The sequence below is a fragment of the Lysobacter sp. ESA13C genome (assembly GCF_019970005.1).
GTDB lineage: Bacteria > Pseudomonadota > Gammaproteobacteria > Xanthomonadales > Xanthomonadaceae > Lysobacter > Lysobacter antibioticus_B.
Genome location: NZ_JAHXYK010000003.1, coordinates 140673 through 158843, shown reverse-complemented (window position 1 = coordinate 158843; position 18171 = coordinate 140673). Strand labels below are relative to the sequence as shown.

12 protein-coding genes are annotated in these 18171 nt (G+C 68.0%); 7 read left to right on the top strand and 5 right to left on the bottom strand.

The genetic code is table 11. The features are described from left to right. Window positions 1–59 precede the first annotated feature (59 nt). The 6 genes from LC490_RS06825 to LC490_RS06800 all read left to right on the top strand — a co-directional run bounded on the left by LC490_RS06825 (window position 60) and on the right by LC490_RS06800 (window position 6096). Window positions 60–1181 carry an MlaE family lipid ABC transporter permease subunit gene (locus LC490_RS06825; RefSeq protein ID WP_031371534.1) on the top strand — a complete coding sequence of 374 codons (1122 nt, stop codon included), beginning with the start codon at window positions 60–62 and terminating at the stop codon, window positions 1179–1181. 112 nt (window positions 1182–1293) lie between these two features. Then, complete coding sequence (locus LC490_RS06820) at window positions 1294–2112, top strand: ABC transporter ATP-binding protein (protein WP_223619954.1); 819 nt, start codon at window positions 1294–1296, stop codon at window positions 2110–2112. Further along, window positions 2109–2993 (top strand): CPBP family intramembrane glutamic endopeptidase, encoded by an 885-nt coding sequence (locus LC490_RS06815; protein ID WP_223619699.1) that lies wholly within the window; start codon window positions 2109–2111, stop codon window positions 2991–2993. Before LC490_RS06820 ends, LC490_RS06815 begins: the two co-directional genes overlap by 4 nt. Window positions 2994–3039: 46 nt before the next feature. Beyond that, entirely contained in the window at window positions 3040–3969 is a 930-nt protein-coding gene (locus tag LC490_RS06810) for an MlaD family protein (protein ID WP_223619698.1), read from the top strand. Window positions 3970–4046: 77 nt separating this feature from the next. Further along, complete coding sequence (locus LC490_RS06805) at window positions 4047–4733, top strand: ABC-type transport auxiliary lipoprotein family protein (protein ID WP_223619697.1); 687 nt, start codon at window positions 4047–4049, stop codon at window positions 4731–4733. Window positions 4734–4908: 175 nt separating this feature from the next. Then, on the top strand, window positions 4909–6096 hold the full coding sequence (locus LC490_RS06800; RefSeq protein WP_223619696.1) for a glycoside hydrolase family 16 protein: 1188 nt from the start codon (window positions 4909–4911) through the stop codon (window positions 6094–6096). A gap of 244 nt (window positions 6097–6340) precedes the next feature. On the opposite strand, the gene LC490_RS06795 is transcribed toward LC490_RS06800, so the two are convergent. Further along, window positions 6341–6934 (bottom strand): alpha-ketoglutarate-dependent dioxygenase AlkB, encoded by a 594-nt coding sequence (locus LC490_RS06795; RefSeq protein ID WP_031371528.1) that lies wholly within the window; start codon window positions 6932–6934, stop codon window positions 6341–6343. 231 nt (window positions 6935–7165) lie between these two features. Here LC490_RS06795 and LC490_RS06790 point away from each other — a divergent pair, with 231 nt between their 5' ends. Further along, window positions 7166–8815, top strand: coding sequence for an electron transfer flavoprotein-ubiquinone oxidoreductase (locus LC490_RS06790; RefSeq protein WP_223619695.1), 1650 nt, complete (start codon window positions 7166–7168; stop codon window positions 8813–8815). A gap of 83 nt (window positions 8816–8898) precedes the next feature. Here the strand turns inward: LC490_RS06790 and LC490_RS06785 are convergent, their stop codons facing one another. From LC490_RS06785 to LC490_RS06770, 4 genes are all read right to left on the bottom strand, one after another. Then, entirely contained in the window at window positions 8899–11178 is a 2280-nt protein-coding gene (locus tag LC490_RS06785; RefSeq protein WP_223619694.1) for a reprolysin-like metallopeptidase, read from the bottom strand. A gap of 48 nt (window positions 11179–11226) precedes the next feature. Next, the gene (locus tag LC490_RS06780) at window positions 11227–13521 is read right to left on the bottom strand and encodes an FG-GAP-like repeat-containing protein (protein ID WP_223619693.1); all 2295 of its coding nucleotides are present in this window, start codon (window positions 13519–13521) and stop codon (window positions 11227–11229) included. 65 nt (window positions 13522–13586) lie between these two features. Then, window positions 13587–15848, bottom strand: a complete 2262-nt coding sequence (locus LC490_RS06775; RefSeq protein WP_223619692.1) for a reprolysin-like metallopeptidase — start codon at window positions 15846–15848, stop codon at window positions 13587–13589. 53 nt (window positions 15849–15901) lie between these two features. After that, window positions 15902–18061, bottom strand: a complete 2160-nt coding sequence (locus tag LC490_RS06770) for an FG-GAP-like repeat-containing protein (protein ID WP_223619691.1) — start codon at window positions 18059–18061, stop codon at window positions 15902–15904. Window positions 18062–18171 lie beyond the last annotated feature (110 nt).

The following is an 18171-nucleotide window of genomic DNA, read 5'->3' as shown; positions in this document are numbered from 1 at the left end:
GGCGTTGCACGTGACACTCACCTGGCCGTCCCTAGCCTGTATTCTCCGCCCGAGGCTCTATGACCGTATCGACCACGCACGCGCCGGAAATTACCGCCGATGGCCAAGCGCCCTCGCGGCTACGCCTTTCCGGTTGCTGGACGCTCGAGCACGCGATCCAGATCTCCGAAGCCCTCAAGAGCGCCCCGGAAGGCGCCACCCAGATCGACGCCAGCGGCGTCGACCGGCTCGACTCGGTCGGCGTGCTGCAGCTGATGCGCTATGCGCGCCGGCACGAGCTCGATTTCGATACCGCCTTCACCTTCCACGACAGTCACCGCGCCCTGGTCAGCGCGATCGAGGACGTCGCCGACGAGCGGCCGAAGAAGAAGCGCGAGTACGGCTTCCAGGCCGCGCTCGCGCGCCTGGGCTTCGCGGTCACCGATAATTGGAAGGAAGTCCTGGCCCTGGTCGCCTTTTTCGGCGAAACCCTGGTCAAGATGCTGCGTCTGTTCAAGGAGCCGGGGCGATTCCGCCCGACCGCCACCGTCCACCACATGGAGCAGGTCGGCCTCGACGCGGTGCCGCTGATCGCGCTGCTGTGCTATCTGGTCGGCGCGGTCGTGGCCTTCCTCGGTTCGACCATCCTTAAGGACTTCGGCGCGACCATCTTCGTGGTCGAGCTGGTCAGCATCGCCTTCCTGCGCGAGTTCGGCGTGCTGCTGACCGCGATCGTGCTCGCCGGCCGCACCGCCAGCGCCTTCACCGCCCAGATCGGCGCGATGGTCAGCCGCGAAGAAGTCGACGCCATCCGCACCCTCGGCATGGACCCGATCGACCTGCTGGTGATCCCGCGCGTGCTCGCCCTGCTGGTGATGCTGCCGCTGCTGACCTTCATCGCCATGGTCGCCGGCCTGCTCGGCGGCCTCACCGTCGGCGCCTACGGCCTGGACATTCCGCCGCAGCAATACCTGGCGCGCATGCACGACACCATGCAACTGCGGCATTTCCTCGTGGGCCTGTCGAAGGCGCCGATTTTCGCCCTGCTGATCAGCCTGATCGGCTGCCTGGAAGGCCTGCAGGTCGAGGGCACCGCGCAATCGGTCGGCGAACGCACGACCTCGAGCGTGGTCCAGGCGATCTCGCTGGTGATCGTGCTCGACGCCTTCTTCGCGATCTGGTTCATGGAGATGGGCTGGTGATGCGGCCGGGAATAGGGAATCGAGAATCGGGAATCGTGGAAAGGCGTGCCTCGCCTGCGTTCGCGCACGTAGCAAGGAAACCGCTGTGACGATTCCCGATTCCCCATTCCCAATTCCCGAAGGCGGCGGCGAAGCCGACGCCCCCATCATCCGTATCCGCGGGCTGGTCAATCGCTTCGGCGAACAGGTCGTTCACGACGGCCTTGACCTGGACGTGCGGCGCGGCGAGATCATCGGCGTGGTCGGCGGCTCGGGCACCGGCAAGTCGGTGATGATGCGGTCGATCCTGGGCCTGCGTAAGCCCGATGCCGGCGAGATCGAAGTGCTGGGCATCGATGCGCGCAATCCCGACCCGCGCCTGCGCCGCGAGATCGAGCGCAACACCGGCGTGCTGTTCCAGGACGGCGCCCTGTTCTCGTCGCTGACCGTCGGCGAAAACGTGCAGGTGCCGCTGAAGGAGTACCACAGCGACCTGCCCGATTCGCTGCGCTACGAACTGTCGCTGCTCAAGGTCAAGCTGGCCGGCCTGCCGGCCGATGCGATCAACAAGCTGCCCTCGCAGCTGTCGGGCGGCATGCGCAAGCGCGCCGGCCTGGCGCGCGCGCTGGCGCTGGATCCGCCGTTGCTGTTTCTCGACGAGCCCACCGCCGGCCTCGACCCGATCGGCGCGGCCGCGTTCGACCGCCTGATCCGCACCCTGCAACAGGCGCTCGGCCTGACCGTGTTCCTGATCACCCACGACCTAGACACCCTGTACGCGATCTGCGACCGCATCGCCGTGCTCGCCGACAAGAAAGTCATCGCCTGCGCGCCGATCGCCGAAGTCGAAAAGCTCGAGCACCCCTGGGTGCAGGAATATTTCCATGGCCCGCGCGCGCGCGCCGCGCAGGTCGCGCGCGACCAGAACCTCGCGGATGCGCCGCCGCCATGACCACCTGGGGACTGCCGGCCGACGCGCTGTGGAGCGTGTCGCTGTGGGGACTGCTGTGCGCCGCCGCGGCCTTGCTGTGGTGGCCGAAGGCGCGCGCGGCGAGCCTGTTTCTGCTCGGCGCGGTCGTGGCCGGCGCGCTGCTGCGCGGGTTGCTCGATCCCATCGCCTTGGTGTCCTTCGCCCTGCTCGGCCTCGCCGCCTGGCTGGTGCTGCCGGCCCGCAGCAAGGCCTGGCGCATTACCGGGCATGTGTTGTTCGTGCTGGTCGCCTTCGCCCTGGGCCTGCACCTGATGCCGGGCTTCCACAACCCGCAGCTGCTGACCGATCTGCGTCTGACGCCCGACGCGGCGCCGATGTCGTTGTACTTCAATTTCGACAAGCCCCTGGCCGGGTTCTGGTTGCTGCTGTGTTGGCCGTTGCTGAAACGCTTTGGCGAAGGCGAGCAACCGCTACCGGCCTCGCTGTCGGCCGGCCTGATCGGCGCGGCGCTGGCCGCGCTGCTGTGCCTCGGCCTGGCGCTGGCCCTGGGCGCGATCGCCTGGGCACCGAAGTGGCCGGCGTTCGGCGCCGTGTGGGCGCTCAACAATCTGCTGCTGGTCGCGCTGGCCGAAGAAGCGATGTTCCGCGGCTATCTGCAGGAGGCCTTGCAGCGGCGCTGGCGCGAGCTGCGGCACGGCGCGACCTACGCCACGATGCTGTCGGCATTGGCCTTCGGCCTGGTCCACGCCGGCGGCGGCTGGCGTTGGGTGCTGCTGGCGAGCCTGGCCGGCCTGGCCTACGGTTGGGCCTATCGCAAGGGCGGCCTGTTTGGGGCCGTACTCGCCCACTTCGGCCTCAACTTCATTCATTTCACCGCGTTTACCTATCCCATGCTGGCATGATGCCGGCCATGAAACACGGCAACGCCCCGTCGTTCAAAGGTGCCTGATGGAAACCAAGGCCAATTACGTCCTCATCGGTGCGTTCACGATCGTCGTGACGCTGTTCCTGCTGTTGTTCGCCCTGTGGGCGGCCAAGTACTCCTCGGAGAAGAGCTGGCGCGAGTACGCGGTGATCTTCAACGAGCCGGTCACCGGCCTGTCGGAAGGCAGCACCGTGCAGTACAACGGCATCTCGGTCGGTACCGTGCAACAGCTGAGCCTGGCGCCGGACGACCCGCGCCGGGTCATCGCCAAGCTGCGCCTGCAGGCCGACGCGCCGATCAAGACCGACACCCGCGCCAAGCTGTCGATGACCGGCATCACCGGCAGCCCGATCATCCAGCTCACCGGCGGCAGCCCGAACAGCCCGGCGCTGGCCGACGCCGAGCGCAGCAGCGACATCCCGGTGATCCAGACCGAGGCCTCGGCGCTGCAGAACATCGCCGACACCGCCAACCGCCTGGTCGCTCGCATGGACCAGGTGCTCAGCGACGAGAACGTCAAACACGTGTCGAACACGCTGGCCAACATCGAATCCTTGACCGGTTCCATCGCCGGTCAGCGCGAAGACCTGCGTGCGCTGATCACCAACGCGCGCAAGTCCAGCGAACAGCTCGCCGTGACCCTCAACACCACCAACCGCGCGGTCGAGAGCGTCGACCGCGAGCTGGTCGACAAGCTGCCGGGCCTGATCGCCAAGCTCGACAGCACCCTGACCAAGCTCGATTCGGCCGCGACCGGCGCCAACGGCATCCTCACCGACAACCGCGCCGCGATCAGCAGCTTCGCCAACGACGGCCTGGCCCAGCTCGGCCCGACCCTGAGCGAACTGCGCTCGCTGGTGCGCGACCTGCGCCGGATCAGCGACCGCCTCGACAGCAACCCGACCCGCTACCTGCTGGGCCGCGATGCGACCAAAGAATTCGAGCCCGAATGAGGCGCATGGCGAAGCCATCGATACAGCGGTCGGCAGACCAAGCCGGCGAACGTTCGAACCATGTTGCGAAGACGATCATGACTCAGACCCCCCGATTCGATGCATCCTCCGGCAGCTCCGCTTTCGTTCACCGCTTCGGTTGGCTCTTAGCCGGCGCGACCGTATTGGCCTTGGCCGGTTGCTCGTCGATCCTCGGCGAAAAGCCGAAGAAGCCGACCACCCAGTACGCGCCCGATCCGCGCGTGCAGGCCGATCCGTCGTGGCCGAACGCGAACTGGCAGCTGTCGTTGAGCGCGCCCAACGCCGCGCGCATGATCGACAGCCTGCGCATCGCCGTGCGCCCGACCGGCAACGAGATCGAGGTCTACAAGGGCGCAGCCTGGGCCAAGCTGCCGAGCAGCATGATCGAGGACGCCCTGCTGCGTACGCTCGAGGACTCCGGCAAGATCGCCGCGGTCGCGCGCCAGGGCAGCGGCATCGGCGGCGACTACAAGCTGGTGCTCGACATGCGTCGCTTCGAGTCCGACTACGGCCAGGGCGCAGCGGTGCCGTCGGCGACCATCGAGATCAACGCCAAGCTGATGCACAACCCCGACCAGAAGGTCGTCGCCTCGCACACCTTCCTGCAGGCGCAACCGGCCGCGACCACCGCGGTGCCCGACGTGGTCGACGCCTTCGAGCGCTCGCTGGAAACGATCACCGGCGAGATCGCCGGCTGGACGCTGACCTCGGGCGACGCGCACGACAAGAGCCACAAGCGCTGATCGAGCTGCGGCCGCAAGGGCCGCATCCCTCATCGCCCCGCCGCGGTGTCCGCGCCTCGCGAAAACCGCGTGAAGGCTTTGCGCAAGAATGTACGCGGTGACCGGCGACACAAGCCGTCCTGAAGCCGCTGCCTAGACTGCCCTGGCGCCATCGTGGCGTGCATCGGGGATAGGCATGACCGCACCGTTCTCGCAACGCCGTCGCGCCAGTGCGCGACGCAGCCTGCTCGCGCTCGCGATGGCCCTGGAACTGATCGCCTGCATCGGCCTCGCGCAGGCAACCCCGCCCGGCACCATCGACTACGAAACCATCGGCGCGACGCCGCTGCGCGCGCTGGGTCGCGACCTGCAAGCGCCCGATGCCACTACCAGCGTCCTGTTCGGCGCGCGCCTGGCCAACCCGGCCCCGGTTGCCTACGAACAGATCGTGTTCGCGGTGCGCGACGCCGCCGACCGCAACTACGACCTCGGCCACCAGAGCGGCTATACGGTCGGCACGAGCGTGCGCGAGCTCACCGGCAGCGGCCGCTTCCCGGCCGGCCAATATCGTTACTGGGTTTCCTACTACGCCAACGGGCGCTGGACCGATCTGGCGCCGCAACGCAGTTTCAGCGTAACCGCGGCGCCGGTCACCGACCCCACCGCGACGCGTCCGCTCGGCGCCGGCACGAACTGGGTGTATCGCTTCGGCGACGAATTCGACGGCAGCGTCGTCGATTGGAATCGTTGGGCCGACGACTCCTCCGCCGAAGCCGACCACGGCCACGGCAACCCAGGCAATCAGCAACTGGAATGGAACCAGGGTAAGAACTGCTCGGTGAGCAACGGCGTGCTGTCGATGCTCGCCAAACGCGAGAGCGTGCGCTCGCCTTCGGGCCGCAGCTACGACTGGACCTCGTGCCTGCTGTCTTCGCACAAACGCTACAACTTCCGTTACGGCTTCATCGAAGCGCGCATGAAACTACCGGCGGCAGCCGGCTTCTGGCCCGCGTTCTGGACCTTCCAGGCACCGGGCGCGCAGCAGTGGAACGAGACCGACGTATTCGAGTACTACTCCGACAACAAGAGTCGGCTGTACTTGAACCAGTACGTGATCAAGAACGGCATCGAGCAGTTGGACAGCTACATCCACACCACCAGCTTCGACCCGAGCGCCGGCTATCACGTCTACGGCGCCGACATCGCCCCCGATGCGACGCGCTTCTACATCGACGGCCAACTGGTGCGCACCACCGCCAACGTCAGCCAGATCGAAACCTCGATCCTGCTCGACCATTTCGTCTACGCCGGCAAACCGCCCGCTGCGACGACCCAATCGGCGATCACCTGGGTCGACTACGTCCGCGCCTGGCAGCGGCCGTAGCGGAGTCGTTCGGCCGCAAGGCCGGAAGGGCTTCGGCTGATCCAACCTCTTGGGCCGGCGCGGCGCAAGCCGCGACCGCGTCCTCTCAGTCGCGTCGTAGTTGCGGATTCGCGGTCGCAGCTTGCGCAGCTCCTACAAGGCGCTTCGGCTGGACTCGACTGACTCTTGCTCTTGGGTAGGAGCGGCGCGAGCCGCGATCGCGCCAACGCACCGACTGCGTCACCCGCACAGAACCAATGCCCTGTCACACCCGCGGCCCGATTACCCGGAACGTCAGGTTGATCCGCTCGCCCACCGGCCGCGCCGTGCGCGGCAGCGCATGGCGAAAATTCGCCTGGGTCGACCCCGACATCACCAACAAACTGCCGTGCCCCAGTTCCAAGGCGCCCTTCAATTCCGCACGGCGCCGATGCTTGAACGCGAAGCGGCGCGTCGCCCCGAGGCTCAAGGACGCAATCACCGGCCTCGGCCCGAGCTCGCGCTCGTCGTCGCTGTGCCAGCCCATCGCATCGCGGCCATTGCGGTAGCGATTGGCGAGCACGCTGTTGAAGCCGACCCCGAGCTCGCGCATCAGCCGCTCGCGGATCGGCGCCAGCGCAGCGGGCCAGGGATACGGACGGAAGTCGGCGCCGGAGTAGCGGTAGTGCGCCTCGGGGTCGCCGATCCAACTGCTGAGCCGCGGCGAATCGTGCTCGCGCCCGAACAGACGGATGCGGTGTACCTCCCAGCGGATGTCTTCCACCAGGGCGGCGTACAGGGCATCGGCGGCGGCGCGCTCCAGCCAGTGCGGATCGAAAGCCAGTTCGGCGTCTTCCAGAGGCAGGCGTTGCAAGGGCATGGCGGCACGCTAGCACGCGTCGCGCGGGCCTCGCGATCCGGATCTTGCGCCCGCCCGGCGGCCATCGCCCGGCCTCCATACGCCCCTCGCCGCGAACGTCCGGGAACGCGTGCGCAACAGTACGCAAAGCGTTTTAAACGCCGGCGCAGCGCGGCGCCGACGGGGTCACATTTGGCGCTGCCGCCGCAAACCCGCGACAATATGCGGATCGCACGCCAGAGTCCCGCCAGCATGAGCGAACAGCCGATCGATACGGTCCAGCCGTCCGACACGCCAGCCATCGAAATCGAACGCGACGTCATGGAGTACGACGTCGTCACCGTCGGCGCCGGCCCGGCCGGGCTGTCGTTCGCGATCCGGCTCAAGCAGCTCAATCCGGAGCTGTCGGTCTGCGTGATCGAAAAATCCAGCACCATCGGTGCGCACATCCTGTCCGGCGCGGTGATCGAGACCGGACCGCTGGACGCGCTGCTGCCGAACTGGCGCGACAACCCGCCGCCGATCTGCGTGCCGGCCACCGACGACGAATTCTGGCTGCTCAGCAAGACCGGCGGGCGCAAGCTGCCGGTGCCGCCGGGCATGCACAACCAGGGCAACGTCATCGTCAGCCTCGGCGCGATGTGCGCCTGGCTGGCGCCGCAGGCCGAAGCCCTCGGCGTCGAGATCTACCCCGGCTTCGCCGCCGCCGAGACCCTGCACGACCCCGACGGCCGCGTCGCCGGCGTGCGCATCGGCGACATGGGCATCGCCAAGGACGGCAGCCACAAGTCCGGCTTCACCGCCGGCATCGACATCCGCGCCAAGGTCACCGTGTTCGCCGAAGGCGCGCGCGGCCATCTGACCAAGCGCCTGATCAAGCGCTTCAAGCTCGACGCCGGCAGCGACCCGCAGGGCTATTCGATCGGCATCAAAGAGCTGTGGCAGGTGCCCGAAGACCGGGTCAGCCCCGGCAAGATCGTGCACAGCTTCGGCTGGCCGGCCGACAGCCACACCTACGGCGGCAGTTTCCTGTATCACCTCGACAAGGGCCGCATCGCGCTCGGCTACGTCAGCGGCCTGGATTACCGCGACCCCGACTACAAACCGTGGGAGGCCTTCCAGCAATGGAAGAACCACCCGATGGTCAAACCGCTGCTGGAAGGCGGCAACCTGGTATCGGCCGGCGCGCGCGCCATCGTCACCGGCGGTTACCAGTCGCTGCCGAAGGTCGAGATGCCCGGCGCGCTGCTGATCGGCGACACCGCCGGCCTGCTCAACGTGCCCAAGGTCAAGGGCACCCACCAGGCGATCCGCTCCGGCATGCTCGCCGCCGAACATCTGGCGCAGTCGCTGAGCAGCGAAGGCTTCGACGCCAAGCTGCGCGCCTCCGATGCGATGGCCGAACTCAAGAAGGTCCGCAACATCAAGCCCGCGTTCAAGCGCGGCCTGTGGTTCGGCATGCTCAACGCCGCCTGGGAAACCGTCACCGGCGGACTCTCGCCGTGGACCCTGAAGAACAAGGCCGACTGGTCGTCGTTGCAGAAACTCGGCGAGGCCGAGAAGCCCAAGCGCGATTACGTGGATCGCAGCCTGGCGCCGCGCGATCGCCTCGCCTCGGTGTACTTCGCCGCCACCGAGCACGACGAAGACCAGCCGGTGCACCTCAAGGTCGCCGACACCAACATCTGCATCACCCAGTGCGCCGAGGAATACGGCAACCCCTGCACGCGCTTCTGCCCGGCCGGCGTCTACGAGATCGTCGAAGAAGCCGGCGCCAAGCGCCTGCAGATCAACTCGGCGAACTGCGTGCACTGCAAGACCTGCGACATCAAGGACCCGTACGAGATCATCAACTGGGTCACCCCGGAAGGCGGTTCGGGGCCGAATTACCAGAACCTCTGAGCGGCTCCGCGTAGCGATCGCCGCAACCGGCAGACCGCCCTCGGGCGGCCTGTCGGCTTTCCGCCTTAGCGCCGCAGTCGTAATCAGAGCAGGGCGACGATCGTCCAATCCGGCGGATACGGCCTGTAATCCGTGTAGCGGCGGCCGCCGCCCCCGACGTACTCGTAGCCCATCGACGGCCAGGATTCGCCCTGACGCGGCGGGCGGTTCCAGATCAATTCGGCGCCCGGCGCGGGGCTGTAATTGCGTGCGGTCACGAAACTCTGGCCCGGCACGACCGGCAGACTGGGATTGGCCTGGATCGCAGTCCCGTTCATCAGCCAATAGCTCAGCACGTCGCCGTTGGGCGACATCCAGAACATGTCCTCGCGGCCATCGTCGTTCATGTCCGCGGTGGCGACGTACTTCCAGCCGGCCGGACGCGCAGCGAGGCGGGTGCCGGCGAAACCGTTGCCGTTGAGGTTGACGTAGAGATTCAGGTCGCTGGCGCTGGCATAGACGATGTCGCTGAGGCCGCGCCCATGGAAATCGCCGATGCCGAGGATTTCGAACCAAGCCGGCATCGGCGCGGTCCTGCGCTCGGACACCGACAGCCCGCGCATGATCCAGACCACGATCTCGCCTTTGGCGAGGTCGCGCCACAGCAAATCGGCATTGTCGTCTCCGTTGAAATCGCCGGTGCCGACGAAGGCGAGCCCGCTGGCGGCTTCGTTGATGAAGCCCTCCACGAAGCCGTCTTCGTGAGCGGTCCATACCGTCAGCGAACCGCTGTCCGGATCGCGCCACAGCACGTCGATACGCGAATCGGTGTTGAAATCGCCCAAGCCGATCGGCCGATACTTGCGCCACGGCGAATAGAACGCGCCGGAAGCGTACATGGTCCCGCCGCCGCGCCAGTACGAAAACTGCGCCTCGGCCGCGTTGTGCCAGAACATGTCGGCATAGCCGTTGACGTCGTAATCGTCGCGCGCGGCCGGGGCGCGCACGGTCTCGTTGCGGAACGCGCCGGCCACCGGCGTGGTCCGGTTCAAGGTCAGCGCGTTGTCGGCGTAACCCGCCTGCCCGCAATAAGTCCAGCCGCAAGGCGCGGCTATACGCGGATTCGAGAACACCGAACCGCCCCACAGATAGCGGTCCGCTTCGTACGCCAGGAAGCTCCCGGACGGGTACTGGCCGCTCATGTAGCGGTAGCCGTACGAATACGAGTACGCGCCGGACACCGCCGAACCGTCGATGCCGGCGTGTTCGCGATCGTGCTGGGCGCCGAGGTTGTGCGCGACTTGATGCATCAAGGCGGTGTTGGCGCAGGCGGCGTTGATCACCGAATAGCCGTAGCCCGAGTCGCCGGCGCTGATGCCGCGTCCGCCGGCGCCTATCAGCCAACCCGCGCCGCAATCGGCGGTCGAGCTCCCGGCGTCGCGCAGCAGCACCACCAGGTCGCCGCCGTGCGCTTCGCGGGCGGCGCGAAGTGCGTCGAACGCAGGGTCAACGCTGACGCCGCTCGCGCCGCTCATGCGTTCCAGCACGGCCTGGCTGGACAACCCGGAAGCGTAGTTCACCGGCAAGGTGCGCACGACCCGCAACCGGGCATTGACCAGGCTCTGGAACAGCATGTCGTTGCCGACCGCGACCATCTGATTGAGCTTGGTCAGCATCGCATCCTGGTTCGGACCGGTGATTCCCACCACCAGGTCGATCACGGCCGACGGCGGCGAATAGGCGCTGGCGGCCGCCATCGTCGCTCCGTTTCCGGACCGCACCGCGCCGGGCGTCGGGGCGGGCGGCACCAGGAAGTCGGACGACGCTGCGGCTTTGCCGGCCGCGACGCTCGCGGCCTGCGCAGGATCCGCCTCGACCACCCACGCCGCGCCGTCGCGCGTGGTCAATTCCAACGGTGCGGCGCCCGGCACCGAAATCGATCCGTAAGCCGCCGACACGCCGAAGGTCAGCACGACCCGCCCGCGCGCGGCCTCGCCGTCGATGCGGCCGATCCAAGTCCAATCGCCCGATGCGGCGGTCGCGTCGCGCTCGTAACGCACGCTCAGCGCGCGCCCGCCGGGCGTGCGCAAATGCAATCGGCCACTGGCCACCGCGGCGCGCGCATGCGCTTGGCTGAGGCCGATGCGATGCCAGAGCAACCCGTGCTCGCGCATCGCGACGGTCTTGTCGGGATAGACCAGCAGTTCGCCGCGATCGGCCGCAACGCCAAAACGCAGGTGCGGCCGGCTCCCGGCGACATGCGTCTGCGACGGAACGGTCGGAGTGCGGGCAGCATCCGATCCTTCGCGGTCCCGGTCGACCACGATGCAGCCTGCGCCGGACATCGCCAGGATCGCCATCCACAGCCACTTGTTCATCGCCATCCCTACTCTGCTTCTATGCGTGTTCGTGCATGGCCGACCGGAGCCCGGTCAACGCATCGGATGCAACTCCCAGCCGACCGGGTACTGGTGGTAGACAATGAAATCGAAGCCGTTGATCAGGGTATTCCTGCCGACATTGCGCTCGCCGACGCTGGTCCCGCCCTTGGGCACGTCCCAGATCACGTCGGCTTCGGCGATATGGCCCGGGCCGCGCACCACGCCCGCCAACTGATGCCCGGCGCGCAATGTCTGGCTCGGGTTGGCGGTGATGCGCGGGCCGTCCATGACCCAGCGGCTCAACGTATCGCCGGCGGGATTGGCCCAGTACATATCGTCGCGGCCGTCGCCGTTGTAATCGCCCGTCGCCACGTAGGTCCACCCCGGATGCCCGGCGACCACGGCACCGGTGAAGCGCATCGCATCGTTGACGTACAGGTTGACGTTGGCGCCGTCGGCGTAGACCACGTCGCTATAGCCGTCGCCGTTGAAATCGCCGATACCCAGGATCTCCATCCAGCCCGGCATCGGCGCCACGGCCTGTTCGACGATGCGCTCCTCGCGCATCGCCCAGACCTTCATTTGCCCGGTGGTGTAGTTGCGCCACAGCAAGTCGTAACGCTCGTCGCGGTTGAAATCGCCGACTCCGACGATGTGCATCCCGGGCTCGTAGCCGCCGACGATGCGCTGCTCGAAGCCCTCGCCGACCGCCACCCACAACACCAGGAACTGGTCCAGGTCGCTGCGCCACAACACGTCGGCGCGACCGTCGCCGGTGAAGTCGCCGATGCCTGCGACCCGGTAGGCGGAGACCATGCCGAACGCCTGCGAGGACTGTTGCGGGCTCATGCCGCTCCAGTAGGCGAACAGCTGCTGCCCCTTGTTGCGCCAGAACAGCTCCGGATTACCGTCGCCGTCGGTGTCGTAGCGGGCGAAACCGCCGCGCGTCAGCTTGCGCCGGAACCGGCTCACGATCGGAATCGTCTGCTGCAGGGTCAGTACGTTGTCCGCTTCGGCCGTGCCGCAGGGCGGCGGCGGGCCCTCGTCTCCGGCATAAGCGCAGGACCGGCGCGGGTTGGACAGCGTCTGCATCGGCCGGGTCGTGCTGGAGGCCGCCAGAGCGGTGTGGAACGTGGCGCCCACATAGTCGAACGAATACGGATAGGCGCCGTACTCGACGCTGCCGCCGGCGCTGGCGGTCGCCAGGTCGTGCTGAGCGCCGAGGCTGTGGGCGATCTGGTGCAGGAAATACATGTCCGAGCAACCCGAAGCGTTCTTGACCACCGAGTAGCCGTAGGCCGCGTCGCCGGCCTCGATGCCCTTGAGGTTGGCGCCCAGCAACCAGGAGGCGCCGCAGCCCGGGGTAGCGACGCCGACCATGTCGCGCACCAGCACCGCCAGGTCGCCGCCGAACTGCTCGCGCGTAGCGCGCAGACCGGCGAAGGCCGGATCCGGCGCGACCGTCGGGCTGCCGGTCAGTTTCCGCAACGTGATCTGATCGTTGGCGTCGTTGACGTAGTAATCGACGTAAGTGGCATTGACCATGCGCAGACGCGCCTTGACGCCGCTGCTGCGCAGTATCGAATTGGCGAAGCTCATCATGTCGTTGAGGTGGGTCATGACCACCGAACGCGGCCCCTGCTCTGTGTAGCCCACCACCAGATCGACCAGGCGCATCGCCGGGTCGGTATTGGCCGCGGCCGGCGCATCGGGAAGCTTGTCCGCAGCGACCGTCGGCGGGATCAGATAGTCCGGCGCGGCCGCGGCCGCGGCGGCGGCAGCGGGTTGGGCCGCGGCGGGGTCGGCTTCCACTGCCCAGGCGGCGCCGTCGCGCGTGATCAGGCGCAAGGCGCTCTGGCCGGGTACGGCGAAGGTGCCGAACACTGCGTCGGCGCCGAAGGTGACGGTCGCGCGCTCGCCGGCGTTGCCGTTGGCGGCGCGGCCGACCCAGGTCCAATCGCCGTTGTCGTGCCGGACCTGTTCCTCGTACGCGTAGTCCAGAAGCTGCCCGGAAGGCGTGGTCAGGCGCAGGCGGCCGCCGGCCGTCGCGGCACGCGCATGCGCCTGGCTGATCCCGCCGACCCGATGCCAGACGAATCCGCTTTCGCGTCGCGCCGGCGTGGCGCGCGAGTACGACAGCAGTTCGCCGCGGTCGGCCAGCCCGGCCAAGCGGCTTCGCGCATCGGCGTACGCCGGTGGCGGCACCGATGCGGCCGTAGCGGCAGGCGCGGCGACCAACGACGCGCCTGCCGGCCGAGCCGCCGCGACGGGCGGGTTGGGCGCGGTGCAGGCGCCCGCCGCAAGCCCGAGCAACAGGGCGGCACCCAATTGGATTTTGCTGCGCATTGCTTGCTCCATTTCGTTGTCGCTCGATTGCGGCTGCGCTGGTCGCCGTACGGCGGCAAATTGTCTCAGCGCGGTTCCCAGCCGGACGGGAACGGCAAGCTATGGGTCGCGCCCGGCAAGTACGGGGCGTCAACCACGGTGATCTTCAAATTCGGCGACGACTCGGCGTTGTAGGCCGGCTCCAGCCAGATCAGCTCGGCGGACGGATTGCCACCGACGTGGCGCGCGGCGATGAAGCGCCGATCCGGATAGGTGGTCAGCGACGGGTTGCCGAGAATGCGGGCGCCGTCCATGGTCCAGTAGCTGACCGCGGTACGGGCGCCGTTCTGCCAGATCAGGTCGTCGCGCCTGTCGTTGTTGAGATCGCCGCTGCCCAGGAAGGTCCAGCCTTGCGGCCGTGCGGAGATCCGTTGGCCGGCAAAACCAGCGCCGTTGTTGAGATACAGATTGACCTCGTTCGAATCGGCATAGATCGCGTCGCTGTACCCGTCGCCGTTGTAGTCGCCGATGCTCAGCACCTGGTACCACTGCGGCATCGCGGCGACGAACTGCGAACGGATCTGCGCGCCGTTCATGGTCCAGACCTTGAGCAACTCGGCGCCGTAGCTGCGCCACATCAGGTCCTGCTTCTCGTCGCCGTCGAAGTCGCCGATGCCGACGAAGCTCATGCCCGGCTCAAAGCCGCCGATGCCGCGCTGCTCGTAGCCGTTGTCCTTGGCCACCCACAGCACCAGGTACTTGTAGGCATCGCTCTTCCACAGCACGTCGCTGCGGCCGTCGCCGGTGAAGTCGCCGATGCCCGCCACCTCGTACTCGGCCTGCATGTAGAAGCCGGCAGAGCGTTGACTCGCTATAGGATCGAGCCAGTAGGCGAATTCCTGCGTCCCGGGATTGCGCCAGTAAACATCGCCGGTGCCGCCGGCGTCGAAATCGCCGCTCACCACACCGCCGAGCACCTTGCGCGGACGGAAACTGGCGACGACCGGGATGGTCTGGCGCGCGGTACGCACGTTGTCGGCCTCGTTCGCCACCCCGAGCACGCAGGGCGAGGCGGGGTGACAGGTGATGTCCGGGGTCGAGTAGGTATACGAATAGCTGGCATCGACCTGGAACGGATACGCCATCGCGGTGCGGGTCTGGCCGTAACCCGGGTTGCCATGGACGTAGCCGAACGCGTACGGCGTCGCACCGTATTCCAACACCCCGCGCGGGCTCGCGCTGGCGCGGTCGTGCTGCAGGCCGAAGCTGTGCCCGATCACGTGCGGTGCGGCGAACGGGTGGCAGTAAGGCATCGACTGCGCGCCGGTGTAGTTCCACACCAGATAGCCCAGGCCGGCATCGGAAGCGTCGATGCCTTTCAGGTTGCCGCCGATCAGCCACGACGCGCCGCAGGCCCGATCGGTCTGCAGGCCCTGGTTGCGCACTAGCAGAACCAGGTCGCCGCCGTAAGTGTCGCGCGCCTGGCGCAGCGCCGAGAACGCCGGCGCCACGGCCACGCCGTCGGCGCCGGTCATTTCGCGCAGGACCTGGAAATTGGCGTTGCTGTCCGGATACTCGACCTGCATCGCGTGCACGATGCGCACGCGGGCGTTGATCGTGCTGACGTACAAGGCGTTGTTGATCGTGGCCTGCAGGTTGTACAGGTCCGATTCCGCGCGGGCGCGGTCCTCGAACACGCTCGCGTAGCCCGGGGTGTAGCCGATCACCAGATCGACGATGGCCTGTTGGTCCGCGGGCCCGCCGGCCGCTGTATCGGCCGGCCGGTCGACCGGCGGCATCAAATAGTCGGTTTCGAAGCTGACCGCGTCCGCGAGCGTTGCTGCGGGGCCGAGGGCCTGCGCGCGCCCGACCCAAGTGCGCCCCTCGAACGTGGCCAGTTGCCATGCCGAGCCGTCCGCTTCCGCGACGGTGCCTGTCGCGACGTAGGGGCCGAACACCAACAGCGCGCGCGCATCCGCCGGACCGCTTTCGGCGTGCCCGATCCAGCTCCAATGATCGCCGTCGCTGCGCTGATGCTCGAAGCGGAACGGCAGGCTGCGCCCGTCCGGCGTCGGCACGCTCAGCCGTCCTTGGGTCTGCGCGGCGGCCAGCGCATGGCGTCGGCTCAGCGTCACCGCATGCCACTGCATGGCCCCGACCCGGCGCGGGGCAACGCTGCGGTCGTAGGCCCACAACTGCCCTTCCGGTACGGCCCGCGACGCGGCCGGCACGGTCGCTACCGCGGTCCTGCCTGCGCGCTCGCCTTCGCTCTCCTGCCCTGCGCGCTGAGCCTGCGGGGGCTGGCACGCTGCCAGCAAGACCACGGACGCCCACATCCACTGTTTCATTTGCTTTCCCCCAAGGTGTCGGTTGGCGCGACCGGCGACGGTCGGCGCGGCGCTTATCTGATTTCCCAGCCGCGCGGATAACTCGCGTAGCGCGAGTCGTCGTTGACCGGCGAATGCATGCGCAGGTAACGCGGCCCCGAGGGCGCGTCCTCGGCCGCATCGTCCCAAAGCAACTCCATCCCGGAGCGACCGAAGAGGTGGCGCATCCCGGCCAGACGTTCGTAGGATTCGGTGCGCAGGCTGGGATTGCCGACGATGCGCGCTCCGTCGAGGCGCCAATAGCTCAGCGTGCCCAGCGCCGGATTGATCCAGGACATGTCGTCGCGACCGTCGGAGTCCAGATCACCGCTGCCGGCATACGTCCAGCCCCCGGGCCGACCGGCCACTCTGGCGCCCGAGAACGAGACGCCGTCGTTCATGTACAGGTTCACGCTCGCCGAATCGGCATAGACGATATCGCTGCGGCCGTCGCCGGCGAAATCGCCGATGCCGAGGATCTCGTACCAGCCGGGCATCGTCGCGTTGCGCGTGGATGCGATCTGCTCGCCGCGCATCAGCCACAGTTTGAGCTCGCCGGTGGCATGGCTGCGCCAAGCGATGTCGTAACGCTCGTCGCCGTCGAAGTCGCCGACGCCGACGAAGCTCATGCCCGGCTCGAAGCCGCCGATCGCGCGCTGCTCGTACCCATCGCCCTGGGCCGCCCACAGCACCAGGTAATGATCCGGATCGCTCTTCCACAGCACATCGCTGCGGCCGTCGCCGGTGAAGTCGGCCACGGCGGCCACGTCGTAGGGCGCGACCATGAAGAATCCGCGGCCGGCGCTGGGTTCGGCGTACGGCCAGATGGCGAATTCCTGGCTGGCCAGATTGCGCCAGTACAGTTCGGCGCCGCCGCTCATGTCGAAATCGCCGACCACGCTGCCGCCCGGCACGCGCTTGGGACGGAAGCTGCTCAGCACCGGAAAGGTTTGCCGCGCCGCGCGGCGGTTGTCGGCCTGGTCCTGCACGCCGCACACCTGCCCGTAGCATTTACGCTCGGGCGTCGAAAGCATGCTTCGGTGCTGGGGCGTTTCGACCGGATACGCCATGACCGTGCGGATCGCGTTCGGATCGGTCGCCGGCCCGGAAACGTAGCCGAAGGCGTACGGGAAAGCGCCGTATTCCAACGTGCCGTTCGGGCTGGCGCTGACACGGTCGTGCTGCAGCCCCAAGGCATGGCCGAACTGGTGCGCGGCGCTGTATTCGGTACAGAAATAGCGGCCCAGGTCCCAGTCGAACACCGCGTAACCCAACCCCGAGGACGCACGCGCGTACGGCGTCAGCCCGCCGCCGATCATCCAGGACGCGCCGCAACGGCCGCCCTGTGGGCCGTCGTATTTGCGCACCAGGTAGACCATGTCGCCGCCGTAGGCGTCGCGCGCGCGGCGCACCTCGGCGAAGGCCGGGTGCGCCGGCACGCCGTCGGCACCGGTCAGCTCGCGCAGGGCCTGCAGGTCGTCGGTGTCGTCGGGATAATCGACCTGGACCGCATGAACGATGCGCACCCTTGCGTTAATGCCCATGGACAGCGCCGCGTTGATGCCGCCGAACAAGGTGTCCAGGCGCAGGGCCAGACCATAGTCCCCACCGCCGCCGGGCTGATCGAAACGCGCCCGGAAGCCCTTGGTGTAGGCGACCACGATGTCCGCACCGGCGCGCTCGTCCTGCTCGGAGCCAACGCCGGGATCGGCCGGCAGCGCGGCCGGCGGCATCAGGTAGTCGACCTGCGACTGCGCCGCCGAGGTGGCCGCTGCCGCGGCCCGCGGCGGGTCGGGCTCGATCAGCCAGGTGCCGTCGCGTTCGGTCGCCAGGTGCAGGGTCGTGCCGCCGGGACGGTCGACACTGCCGGAGATGCGGCTGCCGTCGAAGGACACCACCGCCCGCCCCGGCTGCCGACCGTCGCTGCGCCCGGTCCAGATCCGCGCCCCGGACAGATCGCCGGTCCACGCGCCGGTGGAGCGGAACGCCAGGACCTCGCCGTCGGGCGTGCGCAGCCGCAGACGGCCCTGCGGCCGGGCCGCGATCGTCAATTGGGCCGAATCCAGGCGCACCGGCCACCAGGTGGCGGCGCCGCGCCGCTGCGGCTTCGCCCCCGGCTCGATCCGGATCGGCTCGGCCGCGGCAGCCGTCAGCGGTACGGGGATCGGCGGCTGTGCCTGCGACGCGACCGCCATCGGCATATCCGCACGAGCACTATAGGAAAAGCCAGCGTCCGAGCTTGGCGGCACGGTCTGCGTGCACGCCGAGGCCAGGGCAGCGGCCCCGACCAATATCCATTTGCGCA

Coding starts and splice junctions, on each gene's coding strand:
- LC490_RS06785 (WP_223619694.1), bottom strand. CDS start 11,178: ATGGCGATGAACAAGTGGCTGTGGATGGCGATCCTGGCGATGTCCGGC.
- LC490_RS06780 (WP_223619693.1), bottom strand. CDS start 13,521: ATGCGCAGCAAAATCCAATTGGGTGCCGCCCTGTTGCTCGGGCTTGCG.
- LC490_RS06790 (WP_223619695.1), top strand. CDS start 7,166: ATGAGCGAACAGCCGATCGATACGGTCCAGCCGTCCGACACGCCAGCC.
- LC490_RS06825 (WP_031371534.1), top strand. CDS start 60: ATGACCGTATCGACCACGCACGCGCCGGAAATTACCGCCGATGGCCAA.
- LC490_RS06810 (WP_223619698.1), top strand. CDS start 3,040: ATGGAAACCAAGGCCAATTACGTCCTCATCGGTGCGTTCACGATCGTC.
- LC490_RS06800 (WP_223619696.1), top strand. CDS start 4,909: ATGACCGCACCGTTCTCGCAACGCCGTCGCGCCAGTGCGCGACGCAGC.
- LC490_RS06770 (WP_223619691.1), bottom strand. CDS start 18,061: ATGGCGGTCGCGTCGCAGGCACAGCCGCCGATCCCCGTACCGCTGACG.
- LC490_RS06815 (WP_223619699.1), top strand. CDS start 2,109: ATGACCACCTGGGGACTGCCGGCCGACGCGCTGTGGAGCGTGTCGCTG.
- LC490_RS06795 (WP_031371528.1), bottom strand. CDS start 6,934: ATGCCCTTGCAACGCCTGCCTCTGGAAGACGCCGAACTGGCTTTCGAT.
- LC490_RS06805 (WP_223619697.1), top strand. CDS start 4,047: ATGACTCAGACCCCCCGATTCGATGCATCCTCCGGCAGCTCCGCTTTC.
- LC490_RS06775 (WP_223619692.1), bottom strand. CDS start 15,848: ATGAAACAGTGGATGTGGGCGTCCGTGGTCTTGCTGGCAGCGTGCCAG.